Raw genomic sequence first — 16842 nt, forward strand, 5'->3', positions numbered from 1 at the left:
TGCGGCGGGGACCGACCGGGCCGACGCCCCCCGCCGCCGCCGCGGCCGCGACCGCCTCGGCGGGCGGCCGGTGCGGGGCGCCGTCGCGCTCCATGGCGGCGACGTGGCGGGCGGCGGCCCGCTCCCGGCCGGCGGCCGTGCGCAGGGTGCCGACCCGCCAGATCACGGAGTACCGGTCCTGCCCGGACAGCGCGGCGAAGGCCGCGGTGGCGGCGGGGCTGGAGGCCAGCGCCACGGCGAGCTCGGGCGGGACCTGTGCGGTGCGCGGGCCGGCGTACGCCACCTCCCACCGCCCGTCGGCCTGCGCGGCGGCGACCTCCGCCAGCCCCCGCGGCCGCATCCGGCCCTCCGCGGTGAGCCGGGCGACGTACCCGACGTTGCGCGCGGACCAGAGGCTGCGCGGCCGTCGCGGCGTGAAGCGCTGCCGGTGCGTGCGGTCGTCCACCCGCTGCAGCTGCCCGTCGATCCAGCCGCCGCACAGAGCCTCGTCGAGCGCCTGCGCGTAGGTCAGGGACGTCGGCTCCGTGACCCCCTTCTTCGCGAGCACGAGCCACACGCCCCCGTGCGTCCCCTCGTGCGCGACGAGCCACGCGTGCCACGCCGCGACGTCGGGGAGCAGGAGCTCGGGGAGGTCGGCCACCCGGGCAGTCGAGCAGGTCGGCGGCACGGCCACAAGACCCGGCCCGTCCCCGGCGCGGGACGGCCCGGCGCGGGACGGCCCGGCGCGGGCGCCACGGCTAGCGCTGGGCGAGCAGGTCGCGACGGCGGAAGACGACGAGCCCGAGCGCCCCGGCGAGGACGGCCAGCGCCACCAGCAGCGCACCGCCGCGCTCGTCGACGCCGGTCGCGAGGGGCTCCGCGCCGATGTACCAGTCGTAGGGCGACAGGTGGCGGACCCATCCCGCGCCGTCGACGAGGGGCCCGACGTAGGCCAGCACGTAGCCCAGGACGGCGAGGGCCGCGCCCCCGGCGAGCGCGACCGCCCGCCGGCCCGTCGCCGCACCGAGTCCCAGCGCGACGGTGCCCAGCGCGCCGCCGAACAGCGCCAGCGCCAGGCCCGCGGCGGCGAGACGCCCGGGCGTGAGGTCCAGGTCGAGCGCGAGCGCGAGCACGCCGAGGACGACCACGACGGTCGTCGCGAGCGCCGCCGCCGCGAGCCACAGCAGGGCCAGCCGCTCGAGGTAGACGCGGCTGCGGGACACGGGCGCCGCGAGCTCGAGCTCGAGCGTGCCGTCCTCCTCCGCCCCGGCGACGAGCCCGGCGCCCAGCCCGATCGTGCACACGAGCGTGAGGACCGCCCCGAGCAGCGAGAACACGGTCGACGAGACGTACCCGGCCGCCGTCCCGAGGTCGTCGAAGCCGAGCGCGGTCACGACGTCGGCCGGGAGGTTCGCCAGCAGCGCGTCCGCCTTCGACCCGCCCACCGAGGGGTAGAACGAGGTGTAGAGGACGGTGACCGCGGCGAGGGACAGGCACCAGAGGGCGAGCGTCCGACGACGGGCGGCGAGCTCGCCCCCCAGCACCGTGCCGGCCGGCGCGGTCACGGCCGCACCCCCGCCGGCGGCCCCCCGACCGCCGCCGCCGGGGGCGTCCCGGCCGGCGTGGCACGGCCCCGGTACAGGTCGAGGAAGAGCTCCTCCAGCTCGCGGTCCTGCGCCGACCACCGCACCACCGTGCGCGGGGCGGCGGCCCGCAGGAGCGCGTCGGGCGTCCCGCGCAGCAGGCAGGTGAGGACGGCCCCCTCGACGACGACCTCCTCCACCCCGGGCAGGCCGGCGAACGCCGCGCGGTCCACGGGCGCGGCGAACTCGAGGCGGACGTGCTGCCCGGCCCGGGCCCGCAGCGCCCCGACGGCGTCGACGTCCACGACGAGCCCGGCCCGCACCATCGCCACCCGCCCGGCCACCTCCTCGACCTCGTCGAGGGCGTGCGAGGACAGCAGCACGGTGGCGCCGGCGTCGCGCGCCTCGCCGACGAGCAGCCGCAGCTCGCGCTGGAGGAGGGGGTCGAGGCCGCTCGTCGGCTCGTCGAGCACGAGCAGCTCGGGGGCCGGCGCGAACGCCTGGACGATCCCGACCTTCTGGCGGTTGCCCTTGGACAGCGTGCCGAGGGGGCGGCGCAGGTCGAGGCCGAAGCGTTCGGCGAGGGCGGGCACGCGGGCGGCGGTGCCGTCGCCGCGCAGGGCGGCCAGGTGCCCGAGGTGGCGCCCCGCCGTCACGCGCGGCGGGAGCGCCAGCTCGCCGGGCAGGTAGCCGATGCGGGCGCGCAGGGCGGCGCCGCCCTCCTGCGGGGAGCGCCCGAGCACCTCGACGGAGCCGGCGGTGGGACGCAGGAGGTCCAGCAGGACCCGCAGCGTGGTCGACTTGCCCGCGCCGTTCGGGCCCAGGAGGCCGAGCACCTCGCCGCGGCGGACGTCGAGGTCCAGCCCGTGCAGCGCGCGGGTGCGCCCGTAGTCCTTGACCAGCCCGCGCACGCGGACGGCGGCGTCCATGCCCCCACGCTAGGACGCCGGACGCGCCGGCGGGAGGGGCCCCCGGTCCCGCTCGCGGGCGGCTCTCAGCGGGTCGCGTCGACGGGCGCCACGGCTTCCTGGCGCCGCACCGCCGACGCGCGCAGCAGCAGGGTCCCGAGGAAGCCGACGAGCAGCGCGACGAGGACGCCGAGGTTGGCGTAGGCCCACGCGCCCTCCCGGCCGCCGAGGGGCCCGAGGAGGTACCCCTGCCACTGCAGCCAGCCCGCGTAGCCGTTGGTCACGAGGCCCCAGCCGACGAGCGACCCGACGACGAGGAGCGCCATCGGCACGGGCGGCACGTCGCCGTAGCGGCCCCCCGGGCGGTAGAGGTCGGCCTCGTCGTAGGGGCGCCGGCGCAGCAGGACGTCGGCCAGCATGATCCCGCACCAGGCGGCGACCGGGACGCCGAGGGTGATGAGGAAGCCCTGGAAGATGCCGAAGAAGTCGCCGCCGCCGAAGACGATGTAGACCGTCCCGAGGACCATGACGACGCCGTCGATGCCGGCGGCGACGGGGCGGCGCACGGGCAGCCCGGTGGCGACGAGCGCCAGGCCCGAGGAGTACAGGTCGAGCACCGCGCCGCCGACGAGCCCCAGGACCGCCACCAGCACGAACGGCAAGAGGTACCAGGTCGGCAGGACCGCCGCGAGGGCGCCGATGGGGTCGGAGGAGATGCCGGACCGCAGCCCCTCGTCGGACCCGGCGAGGAGCAGCCCGAACAGGACGAGGGCGAGCGGCGCCAGGGACGCGCCGACGGTCGTCCACGCGACGACGCCGGTCCCGGACGAGTGGCGCGGCAGGTAGCGCGAGTAGTCCGCCGCCATGTTCACCCAGCCGAGGCCGAAGCCCGTCATCATGAAGACGAGCCCTCCGACGAAGGCCTGCCCCGAGCCCGCGGGCACGGCGGCGACGGCGCCGAGGTCCACGGAGTCGAGCACGAGCAGGACGTAGCCGACGGTGAGGACGGCGGTCACCACGGTGATGACGGTCTGCAGCCGCATGATGAGGTCGAAGCCGAAGACGCCCCCCGCCACGACGAGCGCCGCGACGACGAGCAGCGCGACGACCTTCGTCCCCGTGCCGCCGCCGACGCCGAGGCGGTCGAGCACCGTGGCCGTCGCGAGCGTGGCCAGGGACACCAGCACGGTCTCCCAGCCGACGGTGAGCAGCCACGACAGGCCGGAGGCGACGCGGTTGCCCCGGACGCCGAGGGCGGCGCGGCTCAGCACCATGGTCGGGGCCGACCCCCGTTTGCCCGCGAGCGAGATGAACCCGCAGAGCGCGAACGAGAACACGATCCCCACCACCGCGGCGATGCTCGCCTGCGCGACCGAGATGCCGAAGTCGAGCAGCCAGGCGCCGTAGGAGAGCCCGAGGACGGAGACGTTGGCGGCGAACCAGGGCCAGAAGAGGTCGCGCGGGCGCCCCTTGCGGTCGGCGTCGGCGATCACGTCGATGCCGTGCGTCTCGACCTGCAGCGGCGTGCCGGTCTGCGGCCCGACGGGTGTGCTCATGGACGTCCTCCTCGCGACGGGTCGACCGTAGGGCGGCCCACCCGGCGGGGCAACGTCGCGCCGGTGGCCCGAGCGGTGCGCGTCCGGTCGTTCCGGTGCGTAAAAACCGACCGCACGGTCGGTGGTGGGAGCGGTTCCATTACGATCCGGTCACGGCCTGCCGGAGCCCTCGACGCGCTGGCCTGCGGGAACACCCTTACCAGGGCGCGGCTCGACCTGCGTCGTCCGGTGACGACCGTTGACACGGGTGTCCCGGGCCCCCACGATCTGCCACGCATGGGAACGCTCCTACGACAAGTGGAAGCGCTCCTACAGGCAGCACCAGGAGCCGGCAGGGTGGCCGGCACGGACGAGGGAGTCACAGTGCGGACGAACAGCAGGACGTGGGCAGTCGTCGCCGGGACCGCGAGCCTCGCGCTCGGCCTGGCGGCGTGCGGGAGCGGCGACGCCGGTGACGGCGACAGCAGCGGCGGGACCGCGGAGGGCGGCGACGTCACGCTGACGGTCGCGACCTTCAACGAGTTCGGCTACGACGAGCTGCTCGAGGAGTACGAGAGCCTCAACCCGAACGTCACCATCGAGCACAAGCGGGCGGCGACGAGCGACGAGGCGCGCGACAACCTCAACACGCGCCTCGCGGCGGGCTCCGGCCTGTCCGACATCGAGGCGGTCGAGATGGACTGGCTGCCCGAGCTTCGCCAGTACGCCGACCGCTTCGTCGACCTGGAGGACCCCGAGGTCGAGGGCCGCTGGTTCGACTGGAAGGAGGCCCCGGCCCGCTCCGAGGACGGCACGCTCTTCGCCTACGGCACGGACACCGGGCCCGAGGCCGTCTGCTACCGCTCCGACCTCTTCGCGAAGGCGGGCCTCCCGACCGACCGTGCCGAGGTGGCCACGCTCCTCGAGGGCGACTGGGACCGCTACTTCGAGGTCGGGAAGCAGTTCCACGACGCGACCGGGATCCCCTGGTACGACTCGGCCGCCGCCACGTACCAGGGCATGGTGAACCAGCTCGAGTCCGCGTACGAGGACCCCGAGACGGGTGAGCCCATCCCGCTCGAGGAGAACGAGCAGGTCAAGGAGCTGTTCGAGACGGTCCTGACCGCCTCGACGACGGACGACCTGTCGGCGCACTTCCAGCAGTGGCAGCCGGACTGGCGCGAGGCCTTCCAGAGCGACGGCTTCGCCACCATGCTCTGCCCGGGCTGGATGCTCGGCATCATCGCGGGCAACGCCGAGGGCGTCGAGGGCTGGGACGTCGCGGACGTCTTCCCCGGCGGCGGCGGCAACTGGGGCGGCTCGTACCTCACCGTGCCCGAGCAGGGCGAGAACATCGAGGCGGCCAAGGCCCTCGCGAAGTGGCTGACGGCCCCCGAGCAGCAGGTGAAGGCGTTCCTCTCCAAGGGCACGTTCCCGAGCCAGGTCGACGCGCAGGACGACGAGGAGCTGCTGGCCTCGACGCACGAGTTCTTCAACGACGCGCCGTGGGGCGAGATCCTCGTCAACCGTGCCGCCGCGATCGACGTGACGCCGTTCAAGGGTGCCGCGTGGTTCCCGATCCACCAGACGATCGTCGACGGCATGACCCGTGTGGACGTCGCCCGCACGGACGACATCGACAGCTCCTGGGAGAAGTCGCTCCAGGCGTACTCCGAGCTCGGCCTGAGCTGACCGGCCGGCCGGCCACGGGTCCGACGACCCGGGGCCGGCCCCGTCCGGGTGCCGCGCCCCTCGTGCGCGCGGCACCGGTGCCCCTGTCCGTCGTCCGTCCCTCGAGAGGACCGTCGCCATGGCTGCGACCACCGTCGAACCGCCGCGCACCCCGGTGCGCGAGCCCGAGCGCGTCCCGCGGCGCGTGGGGTTCAGCCAGACGCTCGGGCGTCTGGACGTCAAGCTCTCCCCGTACCTCTACATCTCCCCGTTCTTCCTGCTCTTCGCCGTCGTCGGCCTCTTCCCGCTGGCCTACACCGCCTGGGTCTCGGTGCACGACTGGCACCTCCTCGGCGGGCAGGGCGACTTCGTCGGGATCCAGAACTACGTCGACGTGGTCCAGCAGCCCCGGTTCCTCACCGCGCTGCGCAACACCTTCAGCATCTTCCTGCTGTCCTCGGTGCCGCAGGTCATCGCCGCGATCCTCATCGCCGCGGTCCTCGACGCGAACCTGCGGGCCCGGACGTTCTGGCGGATGGGCGTGCTCCTGCCCTACGTCGTCGCCCCCGTCGCTGTCTCCCTCATCTTCTCCAAGGTGTTCGCCGACGGCGCGGGCGTCATCAACGAGATGCTCGGCCTCGTCGGGGTCGACCCCGTGCGCTGGCACGCCGACACGCTGGCCAGCCACGTCGCCATCTCCTCGATGGTGAACTTCCGCTGGACGGGCTACAACGCCCTCATCTTCCTCGCCGCGATGCAGGCCATCCCGCGCGACCTCTACGAGGCCGCGGTGATCGACGGCGCCAGCCGCGTGCGGCAGTTCTTCTCCGTCACGGTCCCGATGCTCCGGCCGACGATCATCTTCATCGTCATCACCGCGACCATCGGCGGGCTCCAGATCTTCGACGAGCCGCGGATGTTCGACCAGTTCGGCCTCGGCGGCGCGGACCGCCAGTGGATGACCGTGACGATGTACCTCTACGAGCTGGGCTGGGGCGCGCAGAAGAGCTTCGGCCGCGCGGCCGCGGTCGCCTGGATCCTGTTCCTCATCATCGTCGCCATCGGCGTCGTGAACTTCGCCCTCAGCCGCCGGATCTCCTCGACCGGCCCGTCCAAGGGAGGCCGGCGATGACCTCGGTCCCGATGATCGCCCAGACCGCCGGCGCAGGCGCGGCCCGTGCGGCCGCCCGCCGCCGCCGCGTCCACCCCGGGGTCGCCAACCGCCGCCCCGGCGTCGTCACCTACGTGGTGCTCGGCCTCGTGCTGCTGCTGTCGGTCGCGCCGCTGTACTACGCCTTCCTGCTGGCCTCGACGGACGCGGGCACCATCGCCCGCAACCCCATCCCGTCGCTCATCCCGGACACGCAGCTGTTCGCGAACATCGGGCGCGTCCTCGGGTCGGACATCCGGTTCTGGGAGGCGCTGGGCAACAGCCTCGTCATCTCGGGCGTCACCGCGCTGTCCGTCGTCGCGTTCTCGACGCTGGCCGGCTTCTCCTTCGCCAAGCTGCGCTTCCGGGGCCGTGGCCCGCTCCTCGTCTTCGTCATCGCGACGATGGCCGTGCCGAGCCAGCTCGGGATCGTGCCGCTGTTCATCGTCATGGCGAAGCTCGACTGGGTGGGACAGCTCCAGGCGGTCATCGTGCCCGGCATGGTCACGGCCTTCGGCGTCTTCTGGATGACGCAGTACCTCGAGGAGGCGCTGCCGTACGAGCTCGTGGAGGCGGCGCGCGTCGACGGCTGCTCCATGATCCGGACCTTCTGGCACGTGGCGATGCCCGCCGCACGGCCGGCGGCCGCCATGCTGGCCCTCTTCACCTTCGTCGGGTCGTGGACGAACTTCTTCTGGCCGTTCATCGTGCTCGGCTCGACGAACCCGACGCTGCCCGTGGCGGTCCAGCTGCTCCAGGCGTCGTACTTCAAGGACTACTCCCTCATCATGGCGGGAGTGCTGGCGGCCACCGCGCCGCTGGTCGTCGTGTTCGCCGTCGCCGGCAGGCAGCTCGTCTCCGGCATCATGCAAGGAGCCGTCAAGGGATGACCACCACCGAGCCCGCACCCCGGGTCCTGGGTGCGCCGCGGCGCACCGCCCCCTTCACCGGTGCCCCCCTGACGGGGCCGCAGCCGCGCAGCACCGACGAGCTGCGCTTCCCCCCGACCTTCCTGTGGGGCGCCGCGACGGCCGCCTACCAGATCGAGGGCGCCGCCCACGAGGACGGTCGCCGCGACTCCGTGTGGGACGCGTTCGCCCGGGTCCCGGGCGCCGTCCTCGACGGCCACGACGGCGAGGTCGCCTGCGACCACTACCACCGGTACCGCGACGACGTGGCCCTCATGGCCGAGCTGGGGCTCGGGTCGTACCGGTTCTCCACCTCCTGGGCGCGCGTGCGCCCCGACGGCGGGCCGGTCAACCGCGCCGGGCTGGACTTCTACCAGCGCCTCGTCGACGAGCTGCTCGGCCACGGCATCACGCCCTGGCTGACGCTGTACCACTGGGACCTGCCGCAGGCCCTCGAGGAGCGGGGCGGCTGGGCCTCGCGCGACACCGCGGAGCGCTTCGCGGAGTACGCGCTGGACGTCCACGCGGCCCTCGGCGACCGCGTCACCCACTGGACGACGCTCAACGAGCCGTGGTGCGCCGCGTTCCTCGGCTACGCGGCGGGCGTCCACGCGCCGGGCCGGCAGGAGCCGGAGGCCGCGCTCGCCGCCGCCCACCACCTGCTCCTGGGCCACGGCCTGGCCGTGCAGGCCCTGCGCGAGGCCGACCCGGACCTCTCGCTCGGCATCACGCTGAACTTCACGGTGCCGGACCCGCTCGACCCGGCGGACCCGCGCGACGTGGACGCCGCGCGCGTGGTCGACGGGCAGTTCAACCGGATCTTCCTCGACCCGCTGCTGGGGCGCGGCTACCCGGAGGACGTCCTCGACGACCTCGCGGGCGCCGGCCTGCGGGACGCGCTCCTCGACCGGGTGGCCGACGGCGACCTGGCGACGATCGCCACGCCGATCGACGTGCTCGGCGTGAACTACTACCACGGCGAGGCGATCAGCCACCGGGCACCGGAGCGGACGCTGCAGTCCGACGCCCCGGTGGGCCGGGCCGTCTCGAGCCCGTACGTGGCGGCGGCGGGGGCGCACTCCGTGCCCCGCGGGCTGCCCGTGACGGACATGGACTGGGAGATCCAGCCCGAGGGGCTGCACCGCCTCCTCGTCCGGCTGCACGAGGACTACACCGGCCCCGCCGGCGTGGCGCTCTACGTGACGGAGAACGGCTGCGCCTTCGACGACGTGCCTGAGGCGGACGGCTCCGTGCAGGACACGGACCGCCTCGACTTCTTCGACGGGCACCTGCGCGCGGTCCACGCGGCCGTCGAGGACGGCGCCGACGTGCGCGGCTACTTCGCGTGGTCGCTGCTCGACAACTACGAGTGGGCCTGGGGCTACCACAAGCGGTTCGGGCTCGTCCGGGTCGACTACGACACCCAGGTCCGCACGGTGAAGTCCAGCGGGCGCTGGTACGCGCAGGTCGCCCGCGCCGACGCAGTACCCTCGCGGTCCGGGGACTGATGGCGGGCCTGACGTCCCCGGACGTCCTGGCCCAGCCACCGGCGAGGAGCGACATGACGGCGTCACCGACGGGAGCCGGCACGACCCTGCGGGTCCGTGCCCACCTGCCCACGCTGGAGGAGGTCGCCGAGCTCGCCGGCGTCTCGCGCTCGACGGCCTCCCGCGCGATCAACGGCGGCCTCAAGGTCAGCCCGGAGGCGCAGGCAGCCGTCGACGGGGCCGTCGCCACGCTGGGGTACGCGCCCAACCGCGCGGCGCGGTCCCTCGTGACGCGGCGCACGGACTCCGTCGCCCTCGTCATCCCCGAGCCCGACGAGCGGGTGCTGTCCGACCCGTTCTTCGCGGCGGCGCTGCGCGGGCTCACGGCGGCGCTCGAGCCGTCCGACGTGCAGCTCGTGCTCGTCATCGCGCACGCGGAGGGGGACCGGCACCGCGCCGCGCGGTACCTGCGCAACGGGCACGTCGACGGGGTGGTCGTCGTCTCGCACCACAGCTCCGACGAGCTCGACGCCAGCGTCGCCCGTGCCGGCCTGCCCGCGGTCTTCATCGGCCGGCCCTGGTCGACGACCGTCGGCCTGCGCTACGTCGACGTGGACAACGTGCGGGGCGGGCGGATGGCCGCCGAGCACCTGCGCGCGTCCGGCCGCCGGCGCCTGGCGACGATCGCCGGCCCCGCGGACATGACGGCCGGAGTCGACCGGCTGCGGGGCTGGCGCGAGGGCCTGGCCGCCGGCGGCGTGGCCGACGACCTGGTCGAGATCGCGGACTTCACGCCCCAGGGGGCCGCCGCCGCCACCGCGCGGCTGCTCGACCGCGCCCCGGACGTCGACGGGCTCTTCGTCGCCTCCGACACGATGGCCGCGGCGGCGCTGACGGTCCTGGCCGAGCGCGGCCGGCGGGTGCCGCAGGACGTGGCGGTCGTCGGCTACGACGACCTGTCGGTGGCCACCGCGGTGACGCCCGCGCTCACCACCCTGTCGAACCCGGCCGTCGCGATGGCGCGCACGGCGGGGGAGCTCCTGCTGGCCCAGATCGCACGCGGCGTGCACGACGAGGAGCCGGTGATCTTCGCCCCCGAGCTCGTGGTCCGCGACTCCGCCTGACGGCCGCCCTGAGCGCCGGCCCGAGGGGTCGGGGCGTCTCGTCGCGCGGGTGCGGCGGCGCCGGGGCTAGCGTCGGGACGACGGCCCGTCCGACACCGCCCCGGCCCCCGGGGCCCGGCGGCCGGTGGGGAGGCACCAGTGACCGGACCCGACGAGGAGACCGTCCACGGCAGCACGATGTCGGCCGCCGAGCCGTCGCACGCCACGGCGAAGGCGACGGAGGGGGCCGAGGGCGAGCCCGAGGCCGAGGGCACGCCGCGCGCCGGCGAGGTCCGCGAGGAGCCCGGTCCCGGCGCGGTGCACGACGGCCACGTGAGCTACCTCGCTCCCTGAGGGCGCCGGCGGCGGTCGACGGGGGTCCACGGGGACCCGCGGCCGCCCGGCCTCCGACGCAGCAGGGCCCCCGCACGCCTGGCGTGCGGGGGCCCTGCGTCGTCGTCGGCGGTCAGCCCTTGACGGACCCCGCGAGGAGGCCGCGGACGAAGAACCGCTGGAGCGACAGGAACACGATGAGCGGCACGACCATCGAGATGAACGCGCCCGCGGAGAGCAGGTGCCACTGCGAGCCGCGCGAGCCGGCGAGCTCGGCGACGCGCACGGTCAGCGGCGCGACGTCCGTGCTGCCGCCGGCGAAGGTGAGCGAGACGAGCAGGTCGTTCCACACCCAGAGGAACTGGAAGATCGCGAAGGAGGCGATCGCCGGGGTGAGGAGCGGGAGCAGCACCTGGAAGAAGATCTTCACGTGGCCGGCGCCGTCCATGCGGGCGGCCTCGACCAGCGAGGGCGGCACGTCCTTCATGAAGTTGTGCAGCAGGAAGATCGCCAGGGGCAGCGCGAACATCGAGTGCGAGAGCCACACCGTCCAGAAGGACCCGGCCAGGCCCCAGTCGACGTACCGGCTCAGCAGCGGGATGAGCGTGACCTGGATCGGCACGACCTGGAGGGCGAAGACGGCGACGAAGAGGATGTCGCGGCCCCGGAACTCGATCCACGCGAAGGCGTAGGCGGCGAGCAGCGCGAGGGAGATCGGGATGACCACCGCGGGCAGGGTGATGACGACGGAGTTGACGAAGTACGTCGCGAAGCCCGTGGAGGACCCGAACAGCGCCTGGGTGTAGTTCTCCAGGGTCACCGCGGGGTTCGTCGGGAAGGTCCACCAGCCCGAGCCCCGGATCTCCTGCTGGGGCCGGAACGAGGTGACCAGCAGGCCGAAGGTGGGGATGGTCCACAGGACCGCGAGGATGATCGCGATGCCGGAGGCCCACGGGGAGCTGAGCCGCCCGGCGGCGGCGATGGCGCGCTTCTCCGCACGGGACAGCTTCCTGCCCCCCAGGCCCGGGGCCTTCCCGCCGCCGGCCTCGCCGGCCTCGGGCGTCACGAAGGACTGCGGCGGCAGCGGTGTCGTCGTCATCGGATGTCCTCGGAGAGTCGCAGCTGGCGGACGTTGTAGACGATGAGCGGGATCACGAGCACGAAGAGGATGACCGCGAGCGCGGCGCCGAGCCCGAGGTTCGAGATGCGGAAGCTCTGGTTGTAGAACTCGTTCGCCACGACGGAGGTGCCGAAGTTGCCGCCCGTCATCGTCCGGACGATGTCGAAGACCTTCAGGGTGCCCATGGCGATCGTCGTGACGACGACGACGAGCGCGGGCCGGATGCTCGGCACGGTGATGTACCGGAACATGCCGACGCCGTGCAGCCCGTCGAGGCGCGCGGCCTCGATGATGTCGTCGGGGATGGCCTTGATCGCGGCCGACAGCACCGTCATCGCGAAGCCGGCCTGGATCCAGATCATCACGGCGATGAGGAAGAAGTTGTTGAAGGGCTGGTTCAGCAGGAACTGCTGCGGCTCGATCCCGAGCCAGACCAGCAGCTGGTTGAGCAGGCCGATCTGCGCGACGCCCTGCTGGTCCGGGCGGTACTCGTACACGAACTTCCAGATGATGCCCGCGCCGACCATGGAGATGGCCATGGGGAGGAAGACGAGGGTCTTCGCGAACTGCTCGAACCGGGTCCGGTCGACGAGCACCGCGTAGACGAGGCCGACGAAGGTGGCCAGGAGCGGCACGAGGACCACCCAGAGCAGGGTGTTGCGCAGGACGACCTGGAACGCGTCCTGCGTGAAGGCGGCGACGTAGTTGTCCAGGCCGACGGGGTTGCTGCTCGTGCGGTCGTAGAAGGAGTCGCGGATGGTGCGCAGGCCGGGGTAGACGAGGCCGAACGCGATGGCGGCCATCGCGGGCCCGACGAACGCGACGACGACGACCCACTGCGGCACCCGCTTCACGCGGTCGACGCCGAGCAGGATGACGGCCATCACGAGGACGAACAGCCCGATCGCGACGAGCATGAGGACGAGCTTCTCCGCCGTGGTGTCGGCGTTCACCAACCAGTCCATGGGGTCCTCTCCGATGAGGGTGCGAGGTGGGGTCGCGGCGGACGCGGGGGCCGCGCCGGGGACGACGAGCGCCCCCGCGGGACCGGTGGGGTCCCGCGGGGGCGCGTGCCGTCAGGAGGCGGGCCAGGCGGCCTCGATGTCCGCCAGGACCTGGTCGTCGGCCTTGTCGTTCGCGATCCACGCCGTCAGCTCGGTCCAGAAGGCGCCGGTGCCGACCGCACCCGGCATCTGGTCGGAGCCGTCGAAGCGGAACGTGTAGCTCTCGTCGGTCAGCAGGTCGAAGGAGAGCTGGTCGATCGGCGACTGCAGGAGCTCGGGGTCCAGGCCGCTGTTCGCGGAGATCCAGCCCTGGCCCGTGACCTCGGCCTTGGCGTTCGCCCACTCCGGGCTCGAGAGGTAGGCGTGGAAGGCCGCGACCTCGGGACGGTCGGCGAACGCCGTGACGAACTCGCCACCGCCGAGCAGGGGCTTGTCGTCCTCGGACTCGCCCGGCAGGTAGAAGGCGAAGACGTCGCCGTCCTCGGCCACCGTCACGCCCTCGCCCCAGTTGGCCTGGTAGAAGTTCGCCGCGCGGTGCATCCAGCAGGTGCCGTCGAGGATGGGCAGACCGGCGTCGACCCACTCCGTCGAGGCGATCGAGGTGACGTCACCCAGGCCGCCGTTGACGAACTCCGGGTTCTTGAGGATCTCGCCCGCCGTGCCCAGCGCCTCGACGATCTGCGGGTCGTCGAAGGGGATCTCGTGGTTGACCCACTGGTCGTAGACCTCGGGGCCGGCGGTGCGGAGCACGACGTCCTCGAGGAAGTCCGTGGCCGGCCAGCCCGTGGCCTCGCCCGAGCCGATGCCGGCGCACCACGGGATGCCGCCGTCCTCGACGATCTGCTCGGACAGGGAGATGAGGTCGTCCCACGTCGTCGGGATCTCGTAGCCGGCGCTCTCGAACGCCGACGGGGAGTACCAGACGAAGGACTTCACGTTGGCGCCGAGCGGCGTCGCGTAGAGCGTGCCGTCGACCGTGCCGTAGTTGACCCAGCCCTCGGTGTAGTACTCGTTCGCGTTGGCGACGACGCCCTCCGGCGCCGGCACGACGGAGTCGGGGAAGTCCGCGACGATGGACTTCAGGAAGCCCGGCTGCGGGATGTACGCGATGTCCGGCGGGTTGCCGGCGCGCAGCCGGACGGGCAGCTGCGCCTCGAACTCGCGGGAGCCCTCGTACTCGATCGTCGCGCCCGTGCACTCCTCGAAGGGGATGTACGAGTCCGTCTGCTGCTTCGCCTCGGGCTCGACGATCGAGGCGTAGACCGAGACGGTCTTGCCCGACAGGTCGCCGTACTCCTCGTAGGCGGCGCAGTCGACGTCGGCGGCCGCGTCGCCACCGCCGTCGCCGCCGCCCTCGTCGCCTCCTCCGGAGCAGGCCGAGAGGGCCAGGGCGAGCCCGAGGCCTCCGGCGAGTGCCGCTCGGGTGCGGCGGGTGCGCGTGCTGGACATCCAGACCTCCACGTCGTCGTGTGTGACCCGCACCTCAGCGGTGCGGGACGTCGCGACGATGCAAGCGCTTACATGGCCGGAGCGCAAGCGGGTCGCGGCGCGATCCGCGTAACGATTGCGTCACGAGTGGGAGCGCTGCCATGCAGGAAGGCGCTCTCCCCGCGCACGGAGCCGCCCGCCGGGGCCGCAGGGGCAGGAGCAGCGGCTCCACCGACCCGGGCCGGTGGTGCGGTCGAGGTCCGCACGACGAGCTGCGTGGGGTGGACGACCTCCGCCGGCACGGACGTGCCCGCGAGGAGGTCGAGGAGCATCCGGGCGGCCGTCGCGCCCTGGCCGAGCGCGTCCTGGGCCATCGTCGTCAGCCCGGCGAGCTCGCCGAGGTCGTGGCCGTCGATGCCGACCACGGACAGGTCCTCCGGGACGCGCCGGCCGAGGTCCCGCGCGGCGAGCACGACCCCCATCGCCATCTCGTCTGAGGCCGCGAGGACGGCGGTGACGTCGGGCCGGCGGTCGAGCAGGCGGCCGAGCGCGGCCCGCGCGCCGGCCACCTCGAAGTGCCCGTGCTCGACGAGGTCCGGGCCCGCCTCCAGTCCCGCGGCGAGCAGCGTCCGCCGCCACCCCTCCGTGCGGAGGGCGGGCGGCGACCACGGCGCGGCGTCGGGCTCGCCCGTGACGAGCCCGACCGTGCGGTGCCCGAGCCCGACGAGGTGCTCCGTGGCGGCCACCGCGGTGGCGAGGTCGTCGATGTGGACCACGACCTGGCCGGGCGCCCCCGTCCCGACGAAGACGAGCGGGCGGCCGAGCGCCACGAGCGTGGCGACCTCCGCGTCCTCGAGGGGGAGCCCGACGACGAGGACGCCGTCGACCCGGTGCCGCAGCACGCCGGGGTCGACCCGCCGGCGCGGCCTCTCGTCCGCCGACGTGTAGAGCAGGGCGTCGAAGCCCTGCCGCCGCAGCGCCCGCTCGGCCCCCTCGATGACGTTGGCGAAGAACCAGTGCTGCACCCGGGGCGTCAGCAGCCCGATGGTGCGCGTGCGCCCGGAGGCGAGGCTGGCGGCCGAGGGCGAGGGGACGTAGCCCAGCGCGGTCGCCGCCGCGAGGACCCGGGCCCGGGTGGCGTCGGAGACGTTCGGCAGCCCGCGGAGGGCGCGCGAGACCGTCGCCGTGGAGACGCCGGCGGCGCGGGCAACCTCGTCGATGCCGTGGGCCATGATGCGGCGCATCATGCACCCCCGCCGTGGGCCGTGCCAGGGCGTCGTCGGGTGCGTCGTCCCGGTCGCCGGTCGCCCGTGCGGGCCCGGCGCCGACCTGTGACCTTGCTGTGACCGCTCCGTGACCAGCGAACGCGGGACACCCGTCCCGTCACCGAGCGCCACGAGGACGCCGCCGACCCCGGCCGACGTCGGCCGGGGTCGCGTGCACCGCCCGGTGCCGGGCTCAGCAGGTGGCGAGCAGCATCGGGACGAGCGCCTCGTTCAGGTCGTACAGGGCCGCCGGGTCGGCGGTGAGGTTGCGCCCCGTCACCCCGAACGCGACCTGCCGTGCGCCGTCGGCGGAGGTCACCGAGAAGCTCAGGGTGCCGAAGCTGGCGCCGTCGTGGCCGTACAGCCAGGCCGGCGGCTCGCCGGGGGCCACGCACGGGTCCGGCAGGCGGTAGACGCCGAGCCCGTACTCGAGCCCGTCCGTGCTGCGGGGCCGGACCATCTCCGCGACGGTCCCCGGCGCCACGAGGCGTCCGGTCACCAGGGCCGAGCTGAAGGCGGCGAGGTCCTTCGTCGTGCTCGTCACGGCCCCGGCCGCGCCGAAGACGTCCGGGTCGAAGCCCGTGAGCGGGATCCAGCCGCCGTACCCCTCCCCGAACCAGCCGGACTCCGAGAGGAAGGCCCCCGGCGTCGGGGCCTCGTCGGGGAGGTCCGTGCGGAGCATCCGCGCCGGCCAGGTCACGCCCGAGCGCAGCAGGCGGTCCAGGTCCCGGCCCGTCTGCTGCTCGAGCATCATGCCGAGCACGACGTACCCGGCGTTGGAGTAGACGAACCGCTCGCCGGGTGCGCCCGTCCACGGGGTCGCCAGCGCCGCGGCCACGTGGTCCGCGCCCGTGTAGTCCTGGCCGGCCGCGGCGAGGAACTCCGCGATGCTCGTCGGGTCGCTGATGCGGCCCGCGAGGAGCACGTCCGTGCCGGTGGGCATGCCGGAGGTGTGGCTCAGCAGGTGCTCCACGGTGATGCCGGGGTGCCCCGGGAGCAGGCCGGGCAGCACGTCGTCGACCGTCGTGCCGAGGGCCCACGTGCCCTGCTCGACCTGCTGCATCACGAGGGTGGCGACCATCGGCTTCGTGTTGCTCGCGACGCGGAAGGCGTCGTGGCTGCGTGCCGGTGCGGTGCCGCCGCGCTCCCGGGTCCCCGCGGCGCCGGCCCAGGACAGCGCGGGCGTCTCCACCCGGCCGACGACCCCGACGGCGCCGTCGGCGACGAGCCCCTCGAGCGCGGCGTCGAGCACGGCGCCGGGCGTGACAGGCCCGGCGGGCCCGGCGGGGCCGGCAGGGCCGGCAGGGCCGGCAGGGGCGGCCGGGGTGCCGGACGCGGCGGGACCGGTGGGCGCGGCCTGCCGGGCGG

The 16842-nt window shown here is 74.1% G+C and carries 15 protein-coding genes; 6 read left to right on the forward strand and 9 right to left on the reverse strand.

Going from position 1 to position 16842, the window contains the following annotated elements:
- The 4 genes from EJA20_RS15650 to EJA20_RS15665 form a co-directional block, all read right to left on the reverse strand.
- Positions 1-640: YdeI/OmpD-associated family protein (locus EJA20_RS15650; RefSeq protein WP_129339454.1), on the reverse strand; the 640-nt coding region annotated here is incomplete at its 3' end.
- Positions 641-737: 97 nt separating this feature from the next.
- Positions 738-1544: an ABC transporter permease subunit gene (locus tag EJA20_RS15655; protein WP_164984016.1), complete on the reverse strand. Its 807-nt coding sequence runs from the start codon at positions 1542-1544 to the stop codon at positions 738-740.
- Positions 1541-2491 (reverse strand): ABC transporter ATP-binding protein, encoded by a 951-nt coding sequence (locus tag EJA20_RS15660; protein ID WP_129339459.1) that lies wholly within the window; start codon positions 2489-2491, stop codon positions 1541-1543. Before EJA20_RS15660 ends, EJA20_RS15655 begins: the two co-directional genes overlap by 4 nt.
- A gap of 65 nt (positions 2492-2556) precedes the next feature.
- Positions 2557-4026 (reverse strand): purine-cytosine permease family protein, encoded by a 1470-nt coding sequence (locus EJA20_RS15665; protein WP_129339462.1) that lies wholly within the window; start codon positions 4024-4026, stop codon positions 2557-2559.
- A gap of 363 nt (positions 4027-4389) precedes the next feature.
- Between EJA20_RS15665 and EJA20_RS15670 the strand changes: the two genes are divergently transcribed.
- The 6 genes from EJA20_RS15670 (at position 4390) to EJA20_RS15695 (ending at position 10678) form a co-directional block, all read left to right on the forward strand.
- Positions 4390-5697 (forward strand): ABC transporter substrate-binding protein, encoded by a 1308-nt coding sequence (locus tag EJA20_RS15670; RefSeq protein WP_240675557.1) that lies wholly within the window; start codon positions 4390-4392, stop codon positions 5695-5697.
- Positions 5698-5815: 118 nt separating this feature from the next.
- Positions 5816-6808 carry a carbohydrate ABC transporter permease gene (locus EJA20_RS15675; RefSeq protein WP_129339466.1) on the forward strand — a complete coding sequence of 331 codons (993 nt, stop codon included), beginning with the start codon at positions 5816-5818 and terminating at the stop codon, positions 6806-6808.
- Entirely contained in the window at positions 6805-7716 is a 912-nt protein-coding gene (locus EJA20_RS15680; protein ID WP_129339468.1) for a carbohydrate ABC transporter permease, read from the forward strand. Before EJA20_RS15675 ends, EJA20_RS15680 begins: the two co-directional genes overlap by 4 nt.
- The gene (locus EJA20_RS15685) at positions 7713-9242 is read left to right on the forward strand and encodes a GH1 family beta-glucosidase (protein ID WP_129339471.1); all 1530 of its coding nucleotides are present in this window, start codon (positions 7713-7715) and stop codon (positions 9240-9242) included. Before EJA20_RS15680 ends, EJA20_RS15685 begins: the two co-directional genes overlap by 4 nt.
- A 53-nt stretch (positions 9243-9295) precedes the next feature.
- Positions 9296-10345: a LacI family DNA-binding transcriptional regulator gene (locus EJA20_RS15690; protein WP_129339473.1), complete on the forward strand. Its 1050-nt coding sequence runs from the start codon at positions 9296-9298 to the stop codon at positions 10343-10345.
- Between the two features lie 138 nt (positions 10346-10483).
- Entirely contained in the window at positions 10484-10678 is a 195-nt protein-coding gene (locus tag EJA20_RS15695; protein WP_129339475.1) for a hypothetical protein, read from the forward strand.
- A gap of 112 nt (positions 10679-10790) precedes the next feature.
- Here EJA20_RS15695 and EJA20_RS15700 read toward each other — a convergent pair whose 3' ends face one another.
- The 5 genes from EJA20_RS15700 to EJA20_RS15720 form a co-directional block, all read right to left on the reverse strand.
- Positions 10791-11756, reverse strand: a complete 966-nt coding sequence (locus tag EJA20_RS15700; protein ID WP_129339477.1) for a carbohydrate ABC transporter permease — start codon at positions 11754-11756, stop codon at positions 10791-10793.
- Positions 11753-12742: a carbohydrate ABC transporter permease gene (locus EJA20_RS15705; RefSeq protein WP_129339480.1), complete on the reverse strand. Its 990-nt coding sequence runs from the start codon at positions 12740-12742 to the stop codon at positions 11753-11755. The genes EJA20_RS15700 and EJA20_RS15705 overlap by 4 nt, the downstream gene beginning before the upstream one ends.
- Before the next feature lie 111 nt (positions 12743-12853).
- Positions 12854-14230: an ABC transporter substrate-binding protein gene (locus EJA20_RS15710; protein WP_129339482.1), complete on the reverse strand. Its 1377-nt coding sequence runs from the start codon at positions 14228-14230 to the stop codon at positions 12854-12856.
- A 68-nt stretch (positions 14231-14298) separates the two neighbouring features.
- Positions 14299-15456 (reverse strand): LacI family DNA-binding transcriptional regulator, encoded by a 1158-nt coding sequence (locus EJA20_RS15715; RefSeq protein ID WP_240675558.1) that lies wholly within the window; start codon positions 15454-15456, stop codon positions 14299-14301.
- A gap of 211 nt (positions 15457-15667) precedes the next feature.
- On the reverse strand, positions 15668-16842 hold a 1175-nt coding region (locus EJA20_RS15720), incomplete at its 5' end, for a serine hydrolase domain-containing protein (RefSeq protein WP_205687540.1).

It is taken from the genome of Cellulomonas endophytica (assembly GCF_004123805.1).
Taxonomy (GTDB): domain Bacteria; phylum Actinomycetota; class Actinomycetes; order Actinomycetales; family Cellulomonadaceae; genus Cellulomonas; species Cellulomonas endophytica.